The organism is Cyclobacterium xiamenense (assembly GCF_042140265.1).
GTDB lineage: Bacteria > Bacteroidota > Bacteroidia > Cytophagales > Cyclobacteriaceae > Cyclobacterium > Cyclobacterium xiamenense_A.
The window spans coordinates 415801-435221 of the sequence record NZ_CP159481.1 but is presented as its reverse complement, the minus strand read 5'-3'; the positions used below and the strand labels follow the sequence as shown (position 1 = coordinate 435221).

The 19421-nt window shown below is 49.6% G+C and carries 14 protein-coding genes and 1 pseudogene; 11 read left to right on the top strand and 4 right to left on the bottom strand.

Features of this window, described 5'->3' with window-relative positions; genetic code table 11:
• The first annotated feature begins 11 nt into the window (after positions 1-11).
• Complete coding sequence (locus ABWH99_RS01840) at positions 12-935, top strand: sugar phosphate isomerase/epimerase family protein (RefSeq protein ID WP_375584614.1); 924 nt, start codon at positions 12-14, stop codon at positions 933-935.
• On the opposite strand, the gene ABWH99_RS01835 is transcribed toward ABWH99_RS01840, so the two are convergent.
• A complete protein-coding gene (locus ABWH99_RS01835) occupies positions 936-2015 on the bottom strand; it encodes an endonuclease/exonuclease/phosphatase family protein (protein ID WP_375584613.1) in 1080 nt (359 codons plus the stop codon).
• Between the two features lie 115 nt (positions 2016-2130).
• Here ABWH99_RS01835 and ABWH99_RS01830 point away from each other — a divergent pair, with 115 nt between their 5' ends.
• The 7 genes from ABWH99_RS01830 (at position 2131) to ABWH99_RS01800 (ending at position 12706) form a co-directional block, all read left to right on the top strand.
• Positions 2131-3045, top strand: a complete 915-nt coding sequence (locus ABWH99_RS01830; protein WP_375584612.1) for an AAA family ATPase — start codon at positions 2131-2133, stop codon at positions 3043-3045.
• A complete protein-coding gene (locus ABWH99_RS01825) occupies positions 2972-3724 on the top strand; it encodes a hypothetical protein (RefSeq protein ID WP_375584611.1) in 753 nt (250 codons plus the stop codon). Before ABWH99_RS01830 ends, ABWH99_RS01825 begins: the two co-directional genes overlap by 74 nt.
• A gap of 134 nt (positions 3725-3858) precedes the next feature.
• Positions 3859-5976, top strand: coding sequence for a T9SS type A sorting domain-containing protein (locus ABWH99_RS01820; RefSeq protein ID WP_375584610.1), 2118 nt, complete (start codon positions 3859-3861; stop codon positions 5974-5976).
• 71 nt (positions 5977-6047) lie between these two features.
• A complete protein-coding gene (gene uvrA / locus ABWH99_RS01815; protein WP_375584609.1) occupies positions 6048-8876 on the top strand; it encodes an excinuclease ABC subunit UvrA in 2829 nt (942 codons plus the stop codon).
• A gap of 585 nt (positions 8877-9461) precedes the next feature.
• Positions 9462-10442 carry a formylglycine-generating enzyme family protein gene (locus ABWH99_RS01810; protein ID WP_375584608.1) on the top strand — a complete coding sequence of 327 codons (981 nt, stop codon included), beginning with the start codon at positions 9462-9464 and terminating at the stop codon, positions 10440-10442.
• Between the two features lie 19 nt (positions 10443-10461).
• Positions 10462-11781, top strand: a complete 1320-nt coding sequence (locus ABWH99_RS01805) for a Gfo/Idh/MocA family protein (protein ID WP_375584607.1) — start codon at positions 10462-10464, stop codon at positions 11779-11781.
• A gap of 4 nt (positions 11782-11785) precedes the next feature.
• Positions 11786-12706, top strand: coding sequence for a hydroxypyruvate isomerase family protein (locus ABWH99_RS01800; protein ID WP_375584606.1), 921 nt, complete (start codon positions 11786-11788; stop codon positions 12704-12706).
• A gap of 49 nt (positions 12707-12755) precedes the next feature.
• On the opposite strand, the gene ABWH99_RS01795 is transcribed toward ABWH99_RS01800, so the two are convergent.
• Entirely contained in the window at positions 12756-13229 is a 474-nt protein-coding gene (locus ABWH99_RS01795) for a YcxB family protein (RefSeq protein ID WP_375584605.1), read from the bottom strand.
• 172 nt (positions 13230-13401) lie between these two features.
• Between ABWH99_RS01795 and ABWH99_RS01790 the strand changes: the two genes are divergently transcribed.
• The gene (locus ABWH99_RS01790; protein ID WP_375586523.1) at positions 13402-13629 is read left to right on the top strand and encodes a hypothetical protein; all 228 of its coding nucleotides are present in this window, start codon (positions 13402-13404) and stop codon (positions 13627-13629) included.
• Here the strand turns inward: ABWH99_RS01790 and ABWH99_RS01785 are convergent.
• Together ABWH99_RS01785 and ABWH99_RS01780 are read right to left on the bottom strand one after the other, a co-directional pair.
• Entirely contained in the window at positions 13626-14054 is a 429-nt protein-coding gene (locus ABWH99_RS01785) for a Fur family transcriptional regulator (RefSeq protein ID WP_375584604.1), read from the bottom strand. The two genes, ABWH99_RS01790 and ABWH99_RS01785, sit on opposite strands and share 4 nt — an antisense overlap.
• A 106-nt stretch (positions 14055-14160) precedes the next feature.
• A pseudogene (locus ABWH99_RS01780) lies at positions 14161-15936 on the bottom strand (sodium:solute symporter family protein).
• Between the two features lie 285 nt (positions 15937-16221).
• On the opposite strand from ABWH99_RS01780, the gene ABWH99_RS01775 reads away from it, so the two are divergent.
• Together ABWH99_RS01775 and recG are read left to right on the top strand one after the other, a co-directional pair.
• Complete coding sequence (locus tag ABWH99_RS01775; protein ID WP_375584603.1) at positions 16222-17295, top strand: phosphotransferase enzyme family protein; 1074 nt, start codon at positions 16222-16224, stop codon at positions 17293-17295.
• Positions 17296-17318: 23 nt separating this feature from the next.
• Positions 17319-19412: an ATP-dependent DNA helicase RecG gene (gene recG / locus ABWH99_RS01770; RefSeq protein WP_375584602.1), complete on the top strand. Its 2094-nt coding sequence runs from the start codon at positions 17319-17321 to the stop codon at positions 19410-19412.
• Positions 19413-19421: the final 9 nt, after the last annotated feature.

Here is a 19421-nt window from a genome sequence, read left to right as displayed (position 1 = left end):
CAATTGATTGCATGCTTAAATTAGGTTTTGTTAGCGCCATTTTGGCGGAGAATAGTTTTGAAGAAGTCATTGATTTTGCCGCGGCCGAGGATTTTTCCTGTGTGGAGATCATGTGCTGGCCCAAAGGAAAAGCGGAAAGGCGCTATGCCGGGGTCACACACATCGATGTAGCCGCTTTGGACGAATCGCAGGTCCACCATTTGCGAACCTACCAACGGGAAAAGGGCGTTTTTGTCTCCGGTCTGGGGTATTATCCCAACCCCCTGGATCCGGATGACCGCAAAGCAGAAGCAGCGCTTTCCCATATTTTGGCGGTGATTGACGGAGCAGAAAAGCTGGGAATCCCCGTGGTAAACACGTTTATTGGCAGGAATCCCTCGTTAACTATTGAAGATAACCTGGCGTTATTTGCCGAACGGTTTCCGGCCGTGGTACGCCACGCAACCAAAAAGGGCATTCGGATCGGGATCGAGAATTGTCCCATGTTTTTTACCAATGACGAATGGCCCGGTGGTAAGAACCTGGCGATTTCTCCGGCAGTTTGGGAGAAAATGTTTTCCATCATTCCGGATCCGAACTTTGGGTTGAATTACGACCCCTCTCATTTGGTCTGGATGCACATGGACCCCGTTCAGCCGATCTACGAATTCCGGGAACGCCTGCACCACATACACTTGAAGGATGTAAAACTTTATCCGGAAAAACTCAATCGTGTTGGAATTCTGGCCAATCCCCTGGAGTACCATTCCCCGAAAATCCCCGGGCTGGGAGACGTTCCATGGGGCAAGTTTTTTGCGGCACTGACCGACGTGGGTTACCGGGGACCGTGTTGCATAGAAGTAGAGGACAAAGCCTACGAAAAATCACGTGAAGATGTACGGATGGCAATCTTGACCGCCAGAAATTACCTCAGGCAGTACATTCCCATTGCTTGATTAAATGGTTAGGATGCGGGGATTTGCTTCGTCGATCGTTTCCCGCGTCCACTCCTTTTCCTCTGAATCCAGTTTTTCTTTTTCGCTGTCCTGTCCGTTGCCAGGCGCGAGCTCAAACCGCGCATACATGGGAAAATGGTCGGAGGAGATCGAAGGAAGGCGTTTGATTCGTTTCAATAGAAAATCGCTGGAGAGAAAAATATGGTCCAATGGCCAACGAAGGAAGGGGTATTTTGCATGAAAGGTGTTAAAAAAGCCCCGGCCTTTTCGCGGATCCAACAAGCCGCTGATCTTCTGGAAAAGCCGCGTGGTACGGGACCAGGCCACGTCATTCAGGTCCCCAAAGACCAGAACCGGCTGATTGCCGTTTTTCACGTTTTTTCCTACGATCAATAACTCCGCATCCCGTGGAACGGAACTGTCGCTCTCGCTGGGGCTTGGCGGCTCGGGGTGCAGGCAATGGATCTGCACTTTTTTCCCGGACGGAAGCACGACTTCAGCATGAATCGAAGGAATATCGGCTTTCACCAGGTAGCGTACCTTCACGTTTTCCAGCGGAAGGTTGGCATACAGGTGCATGCCATACAGATTGTCCAGAGGGATTTTGATTTGATGGGGATAGTCGGGCTTCAATACGTCCAACTGCTTTTCCCACCAGGTATCGGACTCCAGGGTCAACACCAGATTGGGTCGGTATTGACGTACCAGGGAAATCAGTTTACCCGCGTTGCGGTTGGGTGTGTATACATTGCTGACCAAAAGCGAAATCTCATCGTCGTTTTCCTGCCGGTTACTGGTACGAACTTCTTTTCTGGAAAAAATGGTATAGGGAACGATCTTTCTTGCCTGAAACAAAACACTGCCGAGTACCCCGGCTAACAAAAGCATATTCCAGGGGTTCGTATTCAGGAAAGGAATAAAAAACAAGACCATGGTGACCAAAGAAAGGAATAGCAATTGCAGTCGGGGGAAATCAAACATGCGTACGGTCCAATGCCCCAGTTTTAGCATGCTGGCGGCAACGGCGAGCATGCTAAAGGCGGCAAGAAAGATTCGAATCAGGTTCAGCACTGGTTCCATGGTCGAAGCTGGGTAGAAGGGTCGGAACTTGGTCTTTATTTTTAAATAAAGCACAATATATACGAAAGGGGTAGATTTATTTATAATTTTAGGCAAGAAATCACCAAAACCAACCATGACTTTTTTGAAAGCGTTTTTCAGGCAGGAGTTCGAAGCCCGGGGAATCGACATGTCCAACGAACCCTTTATCCAGGCCCTGGAAATTGCCTTGCATACCAATAAATCGTTGTTCCTTACCGGTAAGGCCGGTACCGGAAAGACGACCTTTTTGCACACCCTCCGTCGAATAAACAGCGCCAAAAACATGGTGGTGGTGGCCCCGACAGGTGTTGCAGCCATAAACGCCAAAGGAAAGACCATTCATAGTTTTTTTAAAGTGGACCCCAGGCAGCTTTTTTTGCCCGGAGACCCCCGGTTACAACCGAAAGCAAGCGGCAACAGCGGCTCTATTTTTGATACGTTTCGGTATTCCAAAAGTCGGCTAAACCTGATCAAAAATCTGGACCTGCTCGTGATCGATGAAATATCCATGGTTCGCGTGGAACTTTTGGACCTGTTGGACCAGGTTTTGCGCCTGTTTCGTAGGAAAAGGCACCTTCCCTTCGGAGGCGTTCAGCTGGTTCTGATTGGGGATCCCTTTCAATTGCCGCCGGTGGTGCGTGAAAACGATTGGTCGCTGCTTTCCACCCACTATGAAACCCGCTTTTTTTTCAGCGCCCATTCATTTCAGCAGTTGCAGCCCTACCATATTGCGCTGCAAAAGATTTACCGGCAGAAAGACGAGAAATTCAAGGATTTATTGAACCGCATCCGGGAAAGCAGGCACAGCCAGGAGGACATTGAATTTCTGAATCGAAGGGCAGCGGCCTATCGGTTCGAAACTGTTGGACCAGGGATACATCATGCTGGGTACCCACAACCACTCGATTCGCCAAATCAACCAACAAAAGCTGGACATGCTCGAAAGTCCGGAGCGCATGTATCCGGCCACGCTCGAAGGAGATTTCCCGCCTTCCATGGCCCCTTTTGATCCCATTGACCTCACGCTCAAGGTAGGCGCGCAAGTGATTTTTATGAAAAACAACCCGGAGAAAAAGTATTTCAACGGGATGATCGGTAAGGTGGTGGAAATGGAGGACAACAAAGTGATGGTCGAAAACAACGAGGGCTTCTTTTTGGAAGTGGAACGTGAAGTGTGGGAACACGTGGACTTCACCTTTGATGAGGCAGAGGGCAAGGTCAATTCGGAAGTGATCGGCAAGTTTACCCAGTTTCCGCTGAAACTTGCCTGGGCCATTACGGTACACAAAAGCCAGGGGCTTACGTTTGACAAATGCATCGTGGATATCGGACGTTCCTTTGAGGCGGGTCAGGTTTACGTGGCCCTCAGCCGGTGTACGAGCCTGGAGGGCCTGGTTCTACGGGCACCCATTGGCATGCAGAGCGTAAAAGTAAGCCTGGACAGTCTGAATTTTAGCCTGCAGCGGCAGGAGGAGTCGCAGATAGAGCAGGAACTGCAAGAACAACGGGCCTTTGCTTCCCTGCCCCATGCCTTTCGTGCGTACAGAAATGGCGACCTCACCACAGCAAATGCCATTTTTCAGGAAGTACAGCGAATCCACGACATTACCGTGTACGCAAAATGGAAGCAATTTTTACAACTCAAATCCTGGCTGGATAGGCGTCAAAAGCGAAATACGTCCTCCTAACCCGTTGACGTGCAGGAAGTGAAATAAATTTTTTTTCCTAAACCTCTTGTTAAATACATTTTAAATATATAATTTTGTATTTGACAGCAATAAAAATGTTTTTAAAGCATTTAAATTTTTAAAAAGGAGGGGTTTTGGAACGGTTTAAACAGCGAAAAAGGTTTCTACTAGGCGTAATGCTATCCGCGGCAGCGTTGGTTTTTTTCAATCCAGGCGAAAGCCGTGGCCAATTGGCTTGTGAGGGCACGTTGCCGGTTAATTTCGGTAGACCTTGGGTGCGTCCCGCCGACAACTGGGACGGATACGTTTTTCAATTGGACCCAGCGTACCTCCCGCAAAATGACTGGAACAGGGATTTTACAGGGCTTTCCGGTGCAAACCGTGCATACAAAGGCTATCTTTTGCGAGACGGCGTGGACTTTTTATCCACGTCTGGACTCGCATTCGATACTCGGTTTTCCGACTACAGCGTCGATGGTACGAGCCGGGATCTGGATTTTTTTCCTACCGGGACGACGCCCACCAGCGCAGGTGGCTGCGATACCCAACTTTCCCATTTTGGTGTGATCCTGCGAAGCAAAAAAACGATCACCGAGCCCGGAATTTACCGTGTCCGGGTGGGCAGCGACGACGGTTCCTTTTTTCGCATGTTTGAAAACGGCCTGGTTTCGAACCTGACCCTTGATGTCAACGGAGACCCGGTCACGCACGACAATTGGTACAAGGACGGAAGCGATGGGTTGTACAACTTTGTTTACTCCCAAAACATCCGGAATTATTACGTGCCTTTTGATGGAGGCGAATCGATTTGGATGGACCTGCACTATTATGAAAACGAAGTAAACAGTAGATTGAGTTTTGCATTCGAACTGTATTTTGGCCCCGGAGAAGTGGCCAATCCGGGGGATGCCACCGGCGTCCGATCCTATTGTGGCATTGCACCCGACCCGGAGCCTTTCGAATCGCTCGGACCGGCAGTTTTTGCCGAGGGATCCGAGCCAACCTATCAGTGGGAATACACCACGCTAAGCAATCCTACGGAGAGCGATTGGCTTCCGATTGCCGGTGCCACGGGCCTCACCTATGATATTCCCCAATACGATGCACTAACCCCGGCGAACGCCTGGACCGGTACCCGGTATTTCCGAAGAAAAGCAGAAAACGAGGTGGTCGACGGAGAGGGAAACACGCAGGTGAATACCTTCGCTTCGAATGTGTTGGAGGTGACCATCGACGTAATCGCCGATCTGGATCAGGCCGAATACGGCACCAATGAATGGATCGGACACATTTATTCCGGAATTAGAAATTACGACGCACAAGACTACCTGGGCCGAATGACGGAAACTGCCGTTTTTGTGCAGGACTTTGATTACAATGGGCTACCTTCTTCACCGGTTACCTTTACACCCGATTACGGCTGTCCATTTCTGACCGACCGGTTTTCGGTGCGGTACAAGATGCGGTTGGACGTAGAACCGGGAACCCTGAATTTCGCCGTTCGTGTAGACGACGGGTTCCGTTTGAGCGTTGACGGGGGGGCTACCTGGTTGCTTTCCGGGCAGTGGGCGTCTGGAGGAAGCACGGCTCAGGAATATACCGCCCAATTTGATGTGCCAGAAGGCTTGGACCAGTTGGAAATGGTGCTGGAATATTACGAGAATACGGGGGGAAACACCCTGGACTTTGATTACGAATTTGTGAGTCTGGTTTTGCCACTACGCTGGGGTAGGTTTGAGGGCAAGCCTTGTGGATCGAGCAATTGCCTGAGTTGGGAAACCTTGCAGGAAAAAAACACGAGCCATTTCGTCATCGAGCGTTCTACGGATGGTGCTGTCTGGACGGCGCTGGATGAAACCATCTCCTCCAGCGGGAACTCCAACGCAAGGGTACACTACCAGGCCGTGGATAGCTCGTTTGAATCTATGTGGACCTACTACCGGATCAAGCAGGTAGATTTGGACGGGGCGTTCGGGTACTCCGAGGTGATACGGATTTCCAATTCTCCGGACAGTGATTTTGTTCGGCCTTTCCCCAATCCAACAGTGGATTTCATTCACTTTGGAAAGGTGGGAGAAGTGTCTCAAGTGACGCTGAGCAGCCAGGATCAGCGCATACAGCAGCACCCGGTAGTAATAGAAAGCACCGAACACGGGTACGGTATCGACATGCGTCAGTATCCGGCCGGGATGTATTTTCTCACGCTTCAGACCAGGATCGGATCGAGGACGTTCAAAGTAATCAAGCGGTAGGCCAATACCGAGGGCTTAATTTATCAGAACATTTTGTCATTTCTGGGGTTCGGTTGGTATCTTTGCAAGTTATGGGAGCAAGCAATACCGAAAATATTTCGACGCTGGAAAATCTGGATTCGAAGTCTTTTATCATCATAAAAAATGCCCGGGTTAACAATTTAAAAAGCCTGAGTCTGGCCATCCCGAGAAACAAGCTGGTAGTGGTCACCGGCTTGTCAGGTTCCGGAAAATCCTCCCTGGCCTTCGATACACTTTTTGCAGAGGGGCAACGGATGTATGTGGAGAGTCTCAGTTCCTACGCGCGGCAGTTTTTGGGCCGGATGGAAAAACCGGAGGTAGAATACATCAAAGGCGTATCTCCAGCCATTGCGATTCAGCAGAGCGTTACTACCAAAAATCCAAGATCTACCGTGGGTACGACCACGGAAATATACGATTACCTGAAATTGCTGTTCAGCAGGATTGGAAAGACCTATTCTCCGGTGAGTGGTGAAGAGGTAAAACACCATACCGTCACGGATGTGGTGGATTTCATTCACTCGTTTGGGGAGGGGACGCGGGTACTCATCAGTTGCCCGCTGCATCTGTTTTCTGGCAGGGGAAAGGGTAAAGAATTGGAAGTACTTTTGCAAAAGGGCTTCACGCGGGTGCTGATCAATGGGGAAGCGTATTTTGTAGAGGAATTGCTGGAAATGGACACCTTACCGGCAGGTGATTACGAGATTCTTATTGACCGTGTTTCCGTAAATCTGGATGACGAGGACAACCAATTCCGCGTGGCGGACAGTGTGCAGACGGCATTCTTTGAGGGACAGGGGACTTGTGGTGTGGCGGTACCGGATCAGGGAAGGTGGGTGTTCAGTGACAAGTTCGAATTGGACGGAATCCGATTTGAGTTACCCTCTGTCAATTTTTTTAGTTTTAACAATCCCTACGGTGCCTGCCGAACCTGTGAAGGTTTTGGTTCGGTTTTGGGAATTGATCCGGATTTGGTCATTCCCGATAAGCGCTTGTCGGTCTTTGAAGGTGCGATTGCTCCCTGGAGAGGCGAGACGACCAAGAAATGGGTAGAACCGTTACTAAAAAACGGGATTAAGTTTGATTTCCCAATCCACCGGCCTTACGAAGATTTGAATGAACAAGAAAAGGCGGTCCTGTGGACCGGAAACACTTATTTTAAAGGATTGAATGATTTTTTTGCATTTATCGAAAGCAAGCTGCATAAAATTCAGTACCGGGTAATGCTTTCCAGGTTTCGGGGCAGGACGACTTGTCCCGATTGCAAAGGGACCCGCATACGAAAGGATGCCTCCTATGTAAAGATCAGCGGTAAGTCCATCACCGATTTGGTCCTGTTGCCCATAGACCAGTGCCTGACTTTTTTTGATGGCCTGTCACTATCCGAAAACGATCAAAAGGTAGCCCAGCGTCTGCTGAAAGAAATATCAAACCGCCTTCATTACCTGGATCAGGTGGGCTTGGGATACCTCACGCTGAACCGGCTGACCGGCTCGCTTTCCGGAGGAGAGTACCAGCGAATCAAGTTGGCCACCTCCCTGGGCAGCGCCTTGGTGGGCTCGATGTACATTTTGGATGAACCAAGTATTGGGTTACACCCCAGAGACACCGAGCGCCTTATTTCCGTGTTGAAATCGCTTCGGGATTTGGGCAACACGGTCATTGTTGTGGAACACGAGGAGAAAATCATTCGAGCGGCCGATCAGGTAATCGACATTGGCCCGGATGCGGGAGTACATGGGGGTGAATTGGTCTTTCAGGGAGGCCTGGACGAACTACTGGCCGCTGGAAATACCCATACCTCCCGGTACATCAGTGGTCTAGAATCCATCAGCCATAAGACACACAACCGGAAGTGGAAGGACCATATCTTGATCCGGGGAGCCAGGGAAAACAACCTGAAAAACATTACCGTCAAAGTGCCGCTGGGCGTGCTGACGGTCGTTACTGGCGTCAGTGGCTCCGGGAAATCTACCCTGGTAAAAAAGGTGTTGTATCCTGCCTTGGGAAAAATCCTGGGTACGGTGTCAGAAGAGTCGGGAAAGTTTGAAAAACTGGAAGGGGACTACCGAAAGATAACGCGGGTCGAGTTTGTGGATCAAAACCCCATCGGTAAATCTTCCCGATCCAATCCGGTAACCTATGTTAAGGCCTATGACGGCATTCGCGCGTTGTTTGCAGACTTGCCCCTGGCGCGTCAGCGAGGCTATAAGCCAGCATTTTTTAGCTTTAACGTAGATGGGGGAAGGTGTGAAGCCTGTCAGGGAGAGGGGACGCAAAAAATTGAAATGCAATTCATGGCCGATATTTACCTGACTTGTGAGTCCTGCAAGGGGAAGCGGTTCAAGAATGAGATACTGGATGTGACCTACAAGGAAAAGGACATTGCGGATGTATTGGCAATGAGTATCGATGAAGCCATGGAGTTTTTTGAGGGAAAATCCGCCATCATTCAGCGGCTACAACCCTTGCAGGAAGTGGGACTGGGCTATATCGGCCTCGGGCAGTCGTCAAATACCTTGAGCGGCGGGGAGGCGCAGCGCGTAAAATTGGCTTCTTTCCTGGGAAAAGGAGAAACCCGGGCCAGGGACCGCATATTGTTTATATTTGATGAACCTACCACCGGTCTTCATTTTCACGATATCAAAAAACTCTTGCATTCCATTAACGCCTTGATCGATCAGGGACATACGGTCTTGATTATTGAGCACAATACCGAGGTGATAAGAGCGGCAGACTGGGTGATAGACCTGGGACCAGAAGGTGGAAACAAAGGAGGATCGGTCACTTTTGAAGGTGTACCCGAGAAGCTCATGCAGCAAACGGACAACCATACAGGTCATTATTTACAGGAACTTGGTAGGGCCTCTTCGGTGTAGCACCCCTGCGAGCTGGGGTAAACGGAAGCGCTTATGCAAGGCGGAAAACCACCTGCTTTCCAGCGACGGCGACATACGGCAGTACCGGATACTCCGAAGAACGGCTCGGTTTTTTTGGGGATACGTTTACCCCAGGTATGCAAATCAATGGAAAGCTGTAGGTAAAAAACCGGAGTTGCACCGCATAAGTCGGCGGGCACTATGCCTTGCTAAAGGGTCAGGTTAACACCAGCATGTGAAATGCGCAGCAGCAATAGCAGCTGATAGGTACGCCTTTTGCCAGGAATGCTGGCACTCATTGCTTTCGCTTTGCTATTTCCGGCAGAACACGTTCCATCGCGCCGGGTTAGCCGGAATGGGCCGATTGCTGCGGTGGTTTACGATTCGGAATACGGGTTGCCTGCGCGCATTTTCGTTGGCGATTTCCCGCCCGTTATTCACCGGATGTGGTCGCTATCTACCTTCCCTGGTATTGGGCTTTCAATTATTAAAAATTAAAAGTAATTTACCCTTTCAAACGGTACACAGCGTCATGCTGCCGTTGAATCAAGTCATACTAAACTGTAGCCATTCATCGCGAGTTCCATGTTAGAAAGAGTAAAAAGAGTTATTTTTTTTGGTACCGTCGTTTCGGTACTTGTGATTGGTACTGCCTCTCAGGTTGAAGAAGCATTCGAGCCATACGAACAAGAGATTCCCGGAACGGGTAAATCCTTTTCCCTCGTTCCCATTCCGGAGGGAACCTTCCGGATGGGAAGCAACGAGGGAGCGGCTGACGAAAGCCCCGTACACGAAGTAAAAGTTGATCCCTTTTGGATGGCCTCGCATGAGGTGACCTGGGATTTGTTTGAATTATTTTTGGACAAGGGGTTTGAGGCGTCTACCAGCGAAGGCCCCTTACCACCGGAGGTAGACGGACTTACCAGGCCCTCCATTCCTTACCTGGACATGACTTTTGGCATGGGAAAGGAAAACAAACCAGCCATTGCCATGACCCAATACGGAGCCATACAGTTTTGCCGGTGGCTGTACCTAAAGACCGGAGTGTTTTTTCGGTTACCCACCGAGGCAGAATGGGAGTATGCTGCCAGAGCGGGTTCCGAAACAGCCTATTTTTTCGGAGACGACCCGGCAGCACTGGATCGCTACGCCTGGTACGCGGACAACAGTGAGGGCGTAACCCATGCGGTTGGGCAAAAAGAGCCCAATCCCTGGGGCTTGTACGACATTCTAGGCAATGTAAACGAGTGGACCCAGGATCATTACGAGCCCGATGCCTACGAGGGAAGGGACCAACCTGCCGTGAATCCCTTACACCTGTCCGAGGAATTGTATCCGAAAGTGATTCGTGGGGGCAGTTATGACAGCGAGGCCGGACATTTAAAAAGCAGCAAACGGTTTGCCAGTACCGCCGAATGGAAACGGATCGATCCACAGATTCCAAAAAGTCAGTGGTGGTTTCCTGAGGCTCCTTTCTTGGGGATGCGGGTAATTCGCCCGCTAAATCCTCCAGATGCCGAGGAAATAGCAGAATATTTCGGTAAATTACCAATGGAAGACTATTAATAATCTAACTCAAAATACAATGAAAGTCAAGAATACCAATCAAAGAAGGGATTTCATCAAAACCTCTGCCGTGCTTACGGGTGGGGCCATGCTCAGTCCGTTCGGTCTTCCCGGGGCCTATGCTGCTGGGGAAGATGCCATCAAGATCGCTGTTATCGGTTGTGGGGGCCGGGGTACCGGAGCTGTTTTCCAAGCATTTGAGACGGGGCACAACATCAAATTAGTCGCCATGGCCGATGCGTTTAAAGATCGGTTGGACCAAAGTTACGAGCGAATTTTCAAGAAATACGGCAAGGACAAAGTAGTGGTGCCGGAGGAGATGAAGTTTGTGGGCTTTGAGGGGTACAAACATGCGATGAAAGAGGCCGATGTAGTCATCATCGCTACGCCTCCGGGTTTTCGTCCCGATCATTTTGAGGAGGCAGTCAAACAAGAGAAGCAGATATTCATGGAAAAACCTGTCGCGACCGATGCGGTTGGTATACGGCGGGTGTTGGCAGCAGCGGAAATCGCCAAAGCCAAAAAGCTAAACGTGGTGGTCGGTTTGCAGCGGCATTACCAGGACAACTACATTCAAACCATCGAACGCATCCATAACGGCGCCATCGGCGACATTATCGGAGGACAAGTTTTTTGGAACGACGGTGGCGTATGGGTTCGCGAGCGGCAGCCCGGACAAACGGAAATGGAATACCAAATGCGGAACTGGTATTACTTTAACTGGCTTTGCGGTGACCACATTACCGAGCAGCACGTGCACAACATTGACGTGGCTAACTGGGTAAAAAATGGATACCCGGTGAAAGCCGAGGGAACCGGTGGCAGAACCGTTCGCAGGGGAAAAGATCACGGAGAAATTTTTGATCACCACGTGGTCTTGTTTACCTACGAAGATGGGACCGTGATTCACAGTGAGTGTCGTCATTTTCCAGGGGCCACGAACAGAGTGGATGAGAGTTTCCAGGGAACTTCTGGTAAAGCATACATGAACGCCGGCCATGTGGGAAGGTTGAGTGACTACAAGGGAAATAGCCTGTACGACCACGATGGAAAAGGGAACGCCAATCCCTACCAGGTAGAGCATGACAAGTTGTTTGCCGCCATCGTTAAGGGTGAATACAAGTTTGCCGATGCGGAAAATGCGGCTAAAAGTACCATGAGTTCCATTCTCGGAAGGTATGCCACGTATTCCGGCAAGGTGATCACCTGGGATGAAGCAATTAATTCGAACATTAACCTCATGCCGGAAACGCTGGCCTGGGATGCAACACCCAAGGTGGTGCCTAACGAGGATGGGTATTACGCATTTGCTGTTCCAGGACAAACCAATGTAGTATAAGCCGATGAGACGAAGAAAATTCATACAAAACGTATCGCTGGGAACAGCTGCCGCGGGGTTGGCTGGTGTGGGCACCTTGAAAGCAGCACAGCCCGGCTTCCGGGAGGCCGATGAGCCCTTTAACCTGGACTATGCGCCTCATTTTGGCATGTTTAAGGAGCACGCCGGTGAGGACCTATTGGATCAGATTACCTTCATGCACGAAAGGGGTTTTCGAAGCCTGGAAGATAACGGGATGACGCGCCGGACGCCGGAAATGCAGGAGAAGATAGGCAATCATCTGGCGAAACTGGGCATGACCATGGGGGTGTTTGTTTTAAACAAGGGTGGAAACGGAGCCAACACGCTTGCTGCCGGTAAAAAAGAGCATGTAGACATCTTTTTGGAGGGCTGTAGAAACGCGGTGGAAGTGGCCAAGCGGGTCAATGCAAAGTGGACGACGGTGGTACCCGGAGATTACCAGAGAAACCTGCCCCTGGACATTCAGACGGCGAATGTCATCGAGGCATTACGAAAAGGAGCGGAGATACTGGAGCCGCACGGGCTAACCATGGTGTTGGAACCCCTCAGCGATACCCCCAACCTGTTTTTGAGGTATTCCCCGCAGACCTACATGATCTGTAAAGGGGTAAACAGTCCCAGTTGTAAAATCCTGTACGATATTTATCACCAACAGAAAAACGAGGGGCACCTGATTACCCTCATGGACACGTGTTGGGACGAAATCGCTTACATTCAGATTGGGGACAACCCCGGTAGAAAAGAACCGGGAACCGGAGAGATCAACTACCAAAACGTATTTAAATTTATTTACGAAAAAGGGTTTAAAGGCGTTTGTGGAATGGAGCACGGCAACTCCATGCCTGGTAAGGAAGGGGAAGCGGCTGTAATTGCCGCTTACCGAAAGGCGGACAGTTTCCTTTAGAAATAAATCCAATAAAAAAGGGCAGCCGTTTCGAACGCTGCCCTTTTTTTTAGGCCACCAGGCCCTTCCTTTTTAAGATGGTTTCAACGAATTTTATTTCGTTTTGTGAATGGAATATCTTGAAGGGCAGGTGAATGAATTGGGCTTTGGAAAGCACAAGTATATAGGCTTGGTCCTTGATTTGTGCTTTCTTTATCATCTCCCATTTGATGGGCATTCCTTGCTTGCTATTGATTTTCATCATGACCTGCCGGCTGTCGATCTCGTAGGAAAGTTTTTCAAACATCACCTTGTTTTGCTCCATCTGCGTGACTCCGGCAAACTGTATTACCCAGAAAAGCCAATACAAGGCATAGGCAAGCAGGGCCATGCTGATCCACCACCAGGAGGCTATCCAAAAATATCCGCATGCAATGGCCAGGGCGATCAATGCCACCCACCATTGTTCCTTAAAAATGTTTACCAATCCCTGTTTAATATAGGTACCTGTTTCCAGTTTGTATTTTTTGGTTTTTACAATCATGTTTTGCTTTTCATTTTTGATCCGCAAATATCCTATGTAATCGCTTAGATAGCAAGTTAATTTGGTTTCCCTTTCTATTTTTATTTTTTTCCAACATTGCCCCCAATCTCAGGGTTAACTTGTTGATTTATTAAAATTTATATTGTAATTTGATTTGAAATCTTTGGATATGATGAGTAGCCTGGTAATCGATTTGGTCTTGTGCGGCGTGGCCTACGTGGTGTTAATTTATTTCGTGGCCACCCTTACCAAAGCCAAAATCAACAAAAACCGAAAAAACAACGACGACGATGGAGACGGTGGTGTGGAAGACTTCACTCCTCCTAAAATTGACCTTCCCCCGGGAATCGTGTGGCCCTCGGAAGACAAGGAAAAATCAAAAAACCCGGTTATCTTTTAATACGCTTTTTGGCTGCAATTTTTGCAGATTCCCTGAATAAGCAAGCTCATTTCACGTGGCTTGTACCCCCTCGGTAAACGTAATTTGGGTAGCGCGATCTCTTCCAGGCAGTTGGTATTGCCGCACACCTCGCACTTGAAATGCACGTGCTCGTGGTCATGATGAGGTACCTCTGGTCGGTGATTGCACAGGGCATATTTCGCTGCCCCGGTATCATCCAGTACCTTGTGTATCAGGTCATTTTCTAAAAATGTTTTTAAGGTGCGGTAAATCGTCACCCGATCAAAATTTTCCTTTAAGGCTTCTTCCAAATCGGAATGCGATAACGCAACCTGCCTGCCAAGAAACGTTTCCAATACGTCCCTTCTACAGCTTGTCACGCGTAAATTGCTTTCCTTTAAAATTTCAGCAGTCTTTAATGTCATCACTTCCGGATTGATCCAATATAATCTTTCTAGACGGTTTTCAGGTGTACAACCCCGGTTTAGCTGGAAAGATTCCCATTCGATTGCTAGCGCTTGGTTTTCAGACTCACCTCATTTTTTTCCAACCCCTGAAGACCAGCACACCACCCGCCGCAGAAACAACGGTTGCCACCAGGGCGGAAAGGGTTTCGCCATAGATCCAAAAGCCGGCGGCAAACAGCGCTGCATATACCATGATCGAACCAATGAGCATCAGTCCGATTTCCATGGGCAGCTGACCTACTTCTTCTTTTTCTTCGGGATATTTGGCCAGGAGGTTTTTCCAGCCCCAACTTGCGGGCCGTACCTTGCGGTAAAACGCAAGCAGGACGGTATCGTCTTCCGGCTTGGTCAACAAGGTGACCGCCACCCAGGTGATGGTGGTCAGGGTTACACCGAATAACAACTTCAGGTAAGCCATGTCATCCGGAATGGGCCAAAAGCCCAGTTTGTTGTGAATGGATTCGAAATAGATGGCCACCAAAAAGAAACGACCATGGCCGAGATTTCGGTGTATGCATTTATTCGCCACCAAAACCACCGCAAAATAAATATCAAACCGGTGCCTGCTCCGATTTGTAACAAGATATTGAAGGCCTCGAGCGCATTGGAAAGGACAGTGGCCAGCAAGGCTGCCAGCACCATCAGTCCTACGGTAGAAATCCGACCCACGGCTACCAATTCCTTGTCGGATGCATTTGGTTTGACGAACCGGGAGTAAAAATCGTTGACCACGTAGGAAGACCCCCAATTCAGGTGGGTGGAAAGCGTCGACATCACTGCGGCGATCAGTGAGGCCAGTACGACCCCGATAAGACCGGTGGGCAGGAAGGTCAGCATGGCGGAGTAGGCCAAATCGTCGCCAAGTTTTCCGGCTTCGATATTGGGGAAGGCCTCTTGCATGTCACTTAATTGAGGGAAAATAATCAGTGAGGAGAGTGCGATGATAATCCAGGGCCAGGGACGGATGGCGTAGTGCGTAATATTGAATAACAAGGTGGCTCCTATCGCATTCTTTTCATCTTTGGCAGAAAGCATTCGTTGGGCAATATATCCCCCTCCTCCCGGCTCGGCTCCGGGGTACCAGGTGGCCCACCACTGAATTGCAAGGGGCATGATAAATAAAGGGATCAACAGGTTCCAGTCACTGAAATCCGGTATGATGTTAAGTTTATCTGAGACATTGGGGTGGGTCAGTAGGTTGTTCAAACTGCCGATTTCAGGCAGGTTTACCACGTAAATCGCCGCACCGAAAGCGCCTGCCATGGCGATAAAAAACTGAAAAAAATCGGTTAACAACACGCCTTTCAGACCCCCGAGCGAGCTGTAAAACACGGTTACCACCGACACAATCAATAGCGTTTCCCAGGAGCTGAGGCCTAGCATTACCCCAAATATCTTAATAGCTGCCAGGGAAACCGTGGCCATGATTACCACATTGAAAAAGACACCCAGGTACAGGGCCCGGAAAGCCCGCAAAAACGCTGCGCCTTTCCCCCCATACCGTAATTCGTAAAATTCCAAATCGGTGGTGACTTCCGATCGTCTCCACAACTTTGCGTATACAAATACCGTCAACATACCGGTCAATAAAAATGCCCACCAGACCCAGTTTCCGGACACACCGTTTTTTTCGAACAATGTCCGTGACCAGGTTTGGCGTATCGGCCGAAAAGGTGGTTGCTACCATACTTACCCCTAACAGCCACCATGGCATGTTTCTTCCGGAAAGAAAAAATTCTTTGGCATTTTTGCCGGCCGTTTTGGAGGCAATCACCCCGATTAGCATGGATATAACAAAAAATGAAATGATTATTGCCCAATCGATGATTGAAATATTCATGGTGAATGTGGATTAAGATGGTTTGTAGGTCCGGGTTCCGAACCGAGGTTCGACCACTAAAGGTTTTGGTAAAATTTTTCTAAATAAATAAAACTTTTTCGATTATTTTTAATAATTACAGAATATTTTCCCGGGGACCAAAATGAATTCGATTCCCGGCAAAGCGACTTCCGGTCGGGTAAATATAATCTCTTTCGTGTATATATAGACAAAAGAATTGTAATTTTACCCTTACGAACAGGAAAAATCAGTAAAAAAATCGGTAGAAACCGAGCCAAAGAGACTATGAACAAATCGGTATTGGATGCGTTGAAAGCAGCCTACGGATGGGAAACGGACCAAATCAAGCAAAGCAGGTTCGGATCGGGCCATATCCATAAGACCTACCTGCTGAATCTCGACGAACAATCCTACATTTTGCAGGAGTTTAACGATCAGGTTTTTTCCCGTCCCGGGCGTATTTCTGGCAATCTGGCCTACCTCATCGAGCAGTTTGATCCGAGCGAACTGCCTTTTGCGCTGCCCATGCCTGTCACCAACCGGGAGGGTGGTTTCTTTACCCGATTGGACGGCGGTCTTTTTCGTCTGTTTCCCTTTGTGAGTGGCATCACCAGGGATGCCATCGATCGGCGAGAGCATGCGAAAATAGCAGCGGAGGCCTTTGCTCGTTTTATTCGACTATTTTTGCCGGCAGATGCGGGCAAACTCCAAGATACCATTCCTCATTTCCACGATTTGGAAATGCGCTACAAGCAATTCGACGCGGCCTTGCAGCAACCGAAAATCTCCCTTGACGAAGCGACCAAACGAATGATTGATTTTTACCAGGGAAAGAGCGACCTGGTCGACAAATACTTGCATTACCGATCCAGGCTTCCGCTGCGCGTCACACACAACGACACAAAGATTAACAATTTGATATTTGCCGAAAACCTTAGCCGGGTCAATGCGCTTATTGATTTGGATACCATCATGGGGGGCTATGTGTTTTTTGATTTTGGTGACCTGGTGCGCACGGTCGCCTGCACCCGGGACGAGTCTTCCCTGGACGGGGACGGCATGGATGTGGATATGGAAAAATACGGCGGGCTTCTGGAAGGATTCTATACCGTGTTGGCGGGGAAAATCGGAGGCGAGGAATTGGAATCGTTGCCTTTTGGTGGGGAAATGATGACCTTGATCATGGGGGTTCGGTTTTTGACCGACCACTTGAATGGAAACGTGTACTACCAGGTAAATTACCCCGAGCAGAACCTGCACCGGGCGCGGAACCAGGCGGCATTGCTGGACGCGCTGATTGCAAAACGAACGGCTATCCAGGCATTGGAGGAAAAGTATAGAAATGAATTATCGTTGTGAATGCACGCTAAATCCTGCAAATCTTGACCGGATTTTTTGATACAAAAATCGAGTTTCTGAAAGGCGTAGGACCTCAAAAAGCCGCATTGCTAAACACGGAGTTACAAATCTTTACCTTCGGGGAGTTGCTCCAACATTATCCCTTTCGGTACGAGGACAGGACCCGGTTTTACAAGATCCGGGAAATTCACGCGGATCTCCCCCTGGTGCAGGTCCAGGGAAAAATTTTGTCGGTACAATCCATTGGTGAAGGAAGAAAACGACGCCTGGTGGCTCAGTTTGCGGATGAAACCGGCAGCCTGGAACTCACCTGGTTCAAAGGCCTGAGTTGGGTCAGTAAAAAACTGGTCAAGGGGGTTCCCCTGGTCGCCTTCGGCAAACCGCAGCGGTTTGGCGGCAAATTTAGCATGGCCCATCCGGATTTGGAGCCGCTCGCCGGTGGCAGGGACCAAGCACCTTTTTTTCAACCGGTATACCCCACCACCGAAAAACTGAGGCACCGCTTTCTGGATAGCAAGGGCATATCCCGAATTTTAAAGAACTTGCTTCCGCTCGCCCTGCCCAAGCTACCGGAAACCCTACCGGCAACCTTGCTTGAATCCCTGAACCTGCTGGCGAAGCCGGAGGCGATTCGGGAGATTCATTTTCCTTCCGGAAGCGATTCCCTGCGGAAAGCCCTGTACCGGTTAAAATTTGAGGAGTTTTTCTTTTTGCAGCTTCGGTTATTGAAGTTAAAATTGGCCCGTACCGAGAAATACCGGGGAAGGGTACTGGACCAAACACAGCTTTTGACACGTTTTTACCACGATATCCTTCCCTTTCAACTGACCAATGCGCAGAAACGGGTGATCCGTGAAATCTACAACGACTTGAAATCCGGTTTGCAAATGAATCGCCTCGTGCAGGGAGACGTGGGCTCCGGCAAAACCATCGTCGCATTTATTTGCCTGTTGGTCGCGGTGGATTCCGGCTACCAAACCTGCCTGATGGCGCCCACGGAGATCCTCGCCAACCAACACTACGATGGCCTGGAGCCCTACGCCCGGCAAATGGGTTTAAGGATCGCCCTCTTGACCGGCTCAAGTAGCAAAAAGCAACGAGAGGAGATTCATCGGGACCTGGCCTCGGGAGCCCTGCACCTGCTGGTCGGTACCCATGCGCTGTTGGAAGATGTGGTGAAGTTTCATCGATTGGGTTTGGCCATTATTGATGAGCAACATCGCTTTGGTGTGGCGCAGCGAGCAAAATTGTGGGCCAAAAATGAGGACTTTTACCCTCATGTGTTGGTGATGACCGCAACGCCCATTCCACGAACGCTTGCCATGACCTTGTATGGAGATCTGGATATCTCGGTCATTGACGAACTTCCGCAGGGGCGCAAAGCCATTCAAACCGTGCATCGGTACGACAAGGATCGGCTGCGGGTTTTCGGATTTTTAAAGAAGCAGATCGAACGGGGTCGGCAGGTGTACATCGTCTACCCGCTCATTGAGGAATCCGAAAAGAGCGACTTAAAAAGCCTGATGGACGGGTACGAAAGTGTGTGTCGGGCTTTCTCGGGATACCCCATTGGTATTTTGCACGGAAACATGAAACCGGCCGACAAGGAATACGAGATGAATCGTTTCGTCAAAGGCGAAACCAAAATTATGGTGGCCACCACCGTGATCGAGGTGGGCGTGAACGTACCGAATGCCAGCGTAATGGTGATTGAAAACGCGGAGCGATTTGGCCTGTCCCAGTTGCACCAACTGCGGGGCAGGGTGGGCCGTGGGGCCGAGCAATCCTACTGCATCCTAATGAGTAAGTACGAGCTTGGAAAGGACAGCCGCTTGCGTTTGGAAACAATGGTCAGGACCACCAATGGTTTCGAAATCGCCGACGTGGATTTGCGCATCAGGGGGCCTGGAGACCTGTCCGGCACCCAGCAGTCCGGTATCACGGACCTGAAAGTAGCCGATCTGGGTAAGGATGGGGCAATTCTGGCGCAAGCCCGGGAGGCAGCCCGTGGGGTATTGGAAAAAGATCCGGATTTGCATGCTCCCGGAAACAAGCCCATTGCCGATCAGCTGGCTCGGTTGCGAAAAAATGAATTGAACTGGAGCAGAATTTCCTGAGGTATTCTG

What these genes read in the sequence shown, in the direction of transcription:
- ABWH99_RS01840 (WP_375584614.1), top strand. Translation starts at nt 12, where the DNA reads ATGCTTAAATTAGGTTTTGTTAGCGCCATTTTGGCGGAGAATAGTTTT.
- ABWH99_RS01835 (WP_375584613.1), bottom strand. Translation starts at nt 2,015, where the DNA reads ATGGAACCAGTGCTGAACCTGATTCGAATCTTTCTTGCCGCCTTTAGC.
- ABWH99_RS01830 (WP_375584612.1), top strand. Translation starts at nt 2,131, where the DNA reads ATGACTTTTTTGAAAGCGTTTTTCAGGCAGGAGTTCGAAGCCCGGGGA.
- ABWH99_RS01825 (WP_375584611.1), top strand. Translation starts at nt 2,972, where the DNA reads ATGCTCGAAAGTCCGGAGCGCATGTATCCGGCCACGCTCGAAGGAGAT.
- uvrA (WP_375584609.1), top strand. Translation starts at nt 6,048, where the DNA reads ATGGGAGCAAGCAATACCGAAAATATTTCGACGCTGGAAAATCTGGAT.
- ABWH99_RS01810 (WP_375584608.1), top strand. Translation starts at nt 9,462, where the DNA reads ATGTTAGAAAGAGTAAAAAGAGTTATTTTTTTTGGTACCGTCGTTTCG.
- ABWH99_RS01805 (WP_375584607.1), top strand. Translation starts at nt 10,462, where the DNA reads ATGAAAGTCAAGAATACCAATCAAAGAAGGGATTTCATCAAAACCTCT.
- ABWH99_RS01800 (WP_375584606.1), top strand. Translation starts at nt 11,786, where the DNA reads ATGAGACGAAGAAAATTCATACAAAACGTATCGCTGGGAACAGCTGCC.
- ABWH99_RS01795 (WP_375584605.1), bottom strand. Translation starts at nt 13,229, where the DNA reads ATGATTGTAAAAACCAAAAAATACAAACTGGAAACAGGTACCTATATT.
- ABWH99_RS01790 (WP_375586523.1), top strand. Translation starts at nt 13,402, where the DNA reads ATGAGTAGCCTGGTAATCGATTTGGTCTTGTGCGGCGTGGCCTACGTG.
- ABWH99_RS01785 (WP_375584604.1), bottom strand. Translation starts at nt 14,054, where the DNA reads ATGACATTAAAGACTGCTGAAATTTTAAAGGAAAGCAATTTACGCGTG.
- ABWH99_RS01775 (WP_375584603.1), top strand. Translation starts at nt 16,222, where the DNA reads ATGAACAAATCGGTATTGGATGCGTTGAAAGCAGCCTACGGATGGGAA.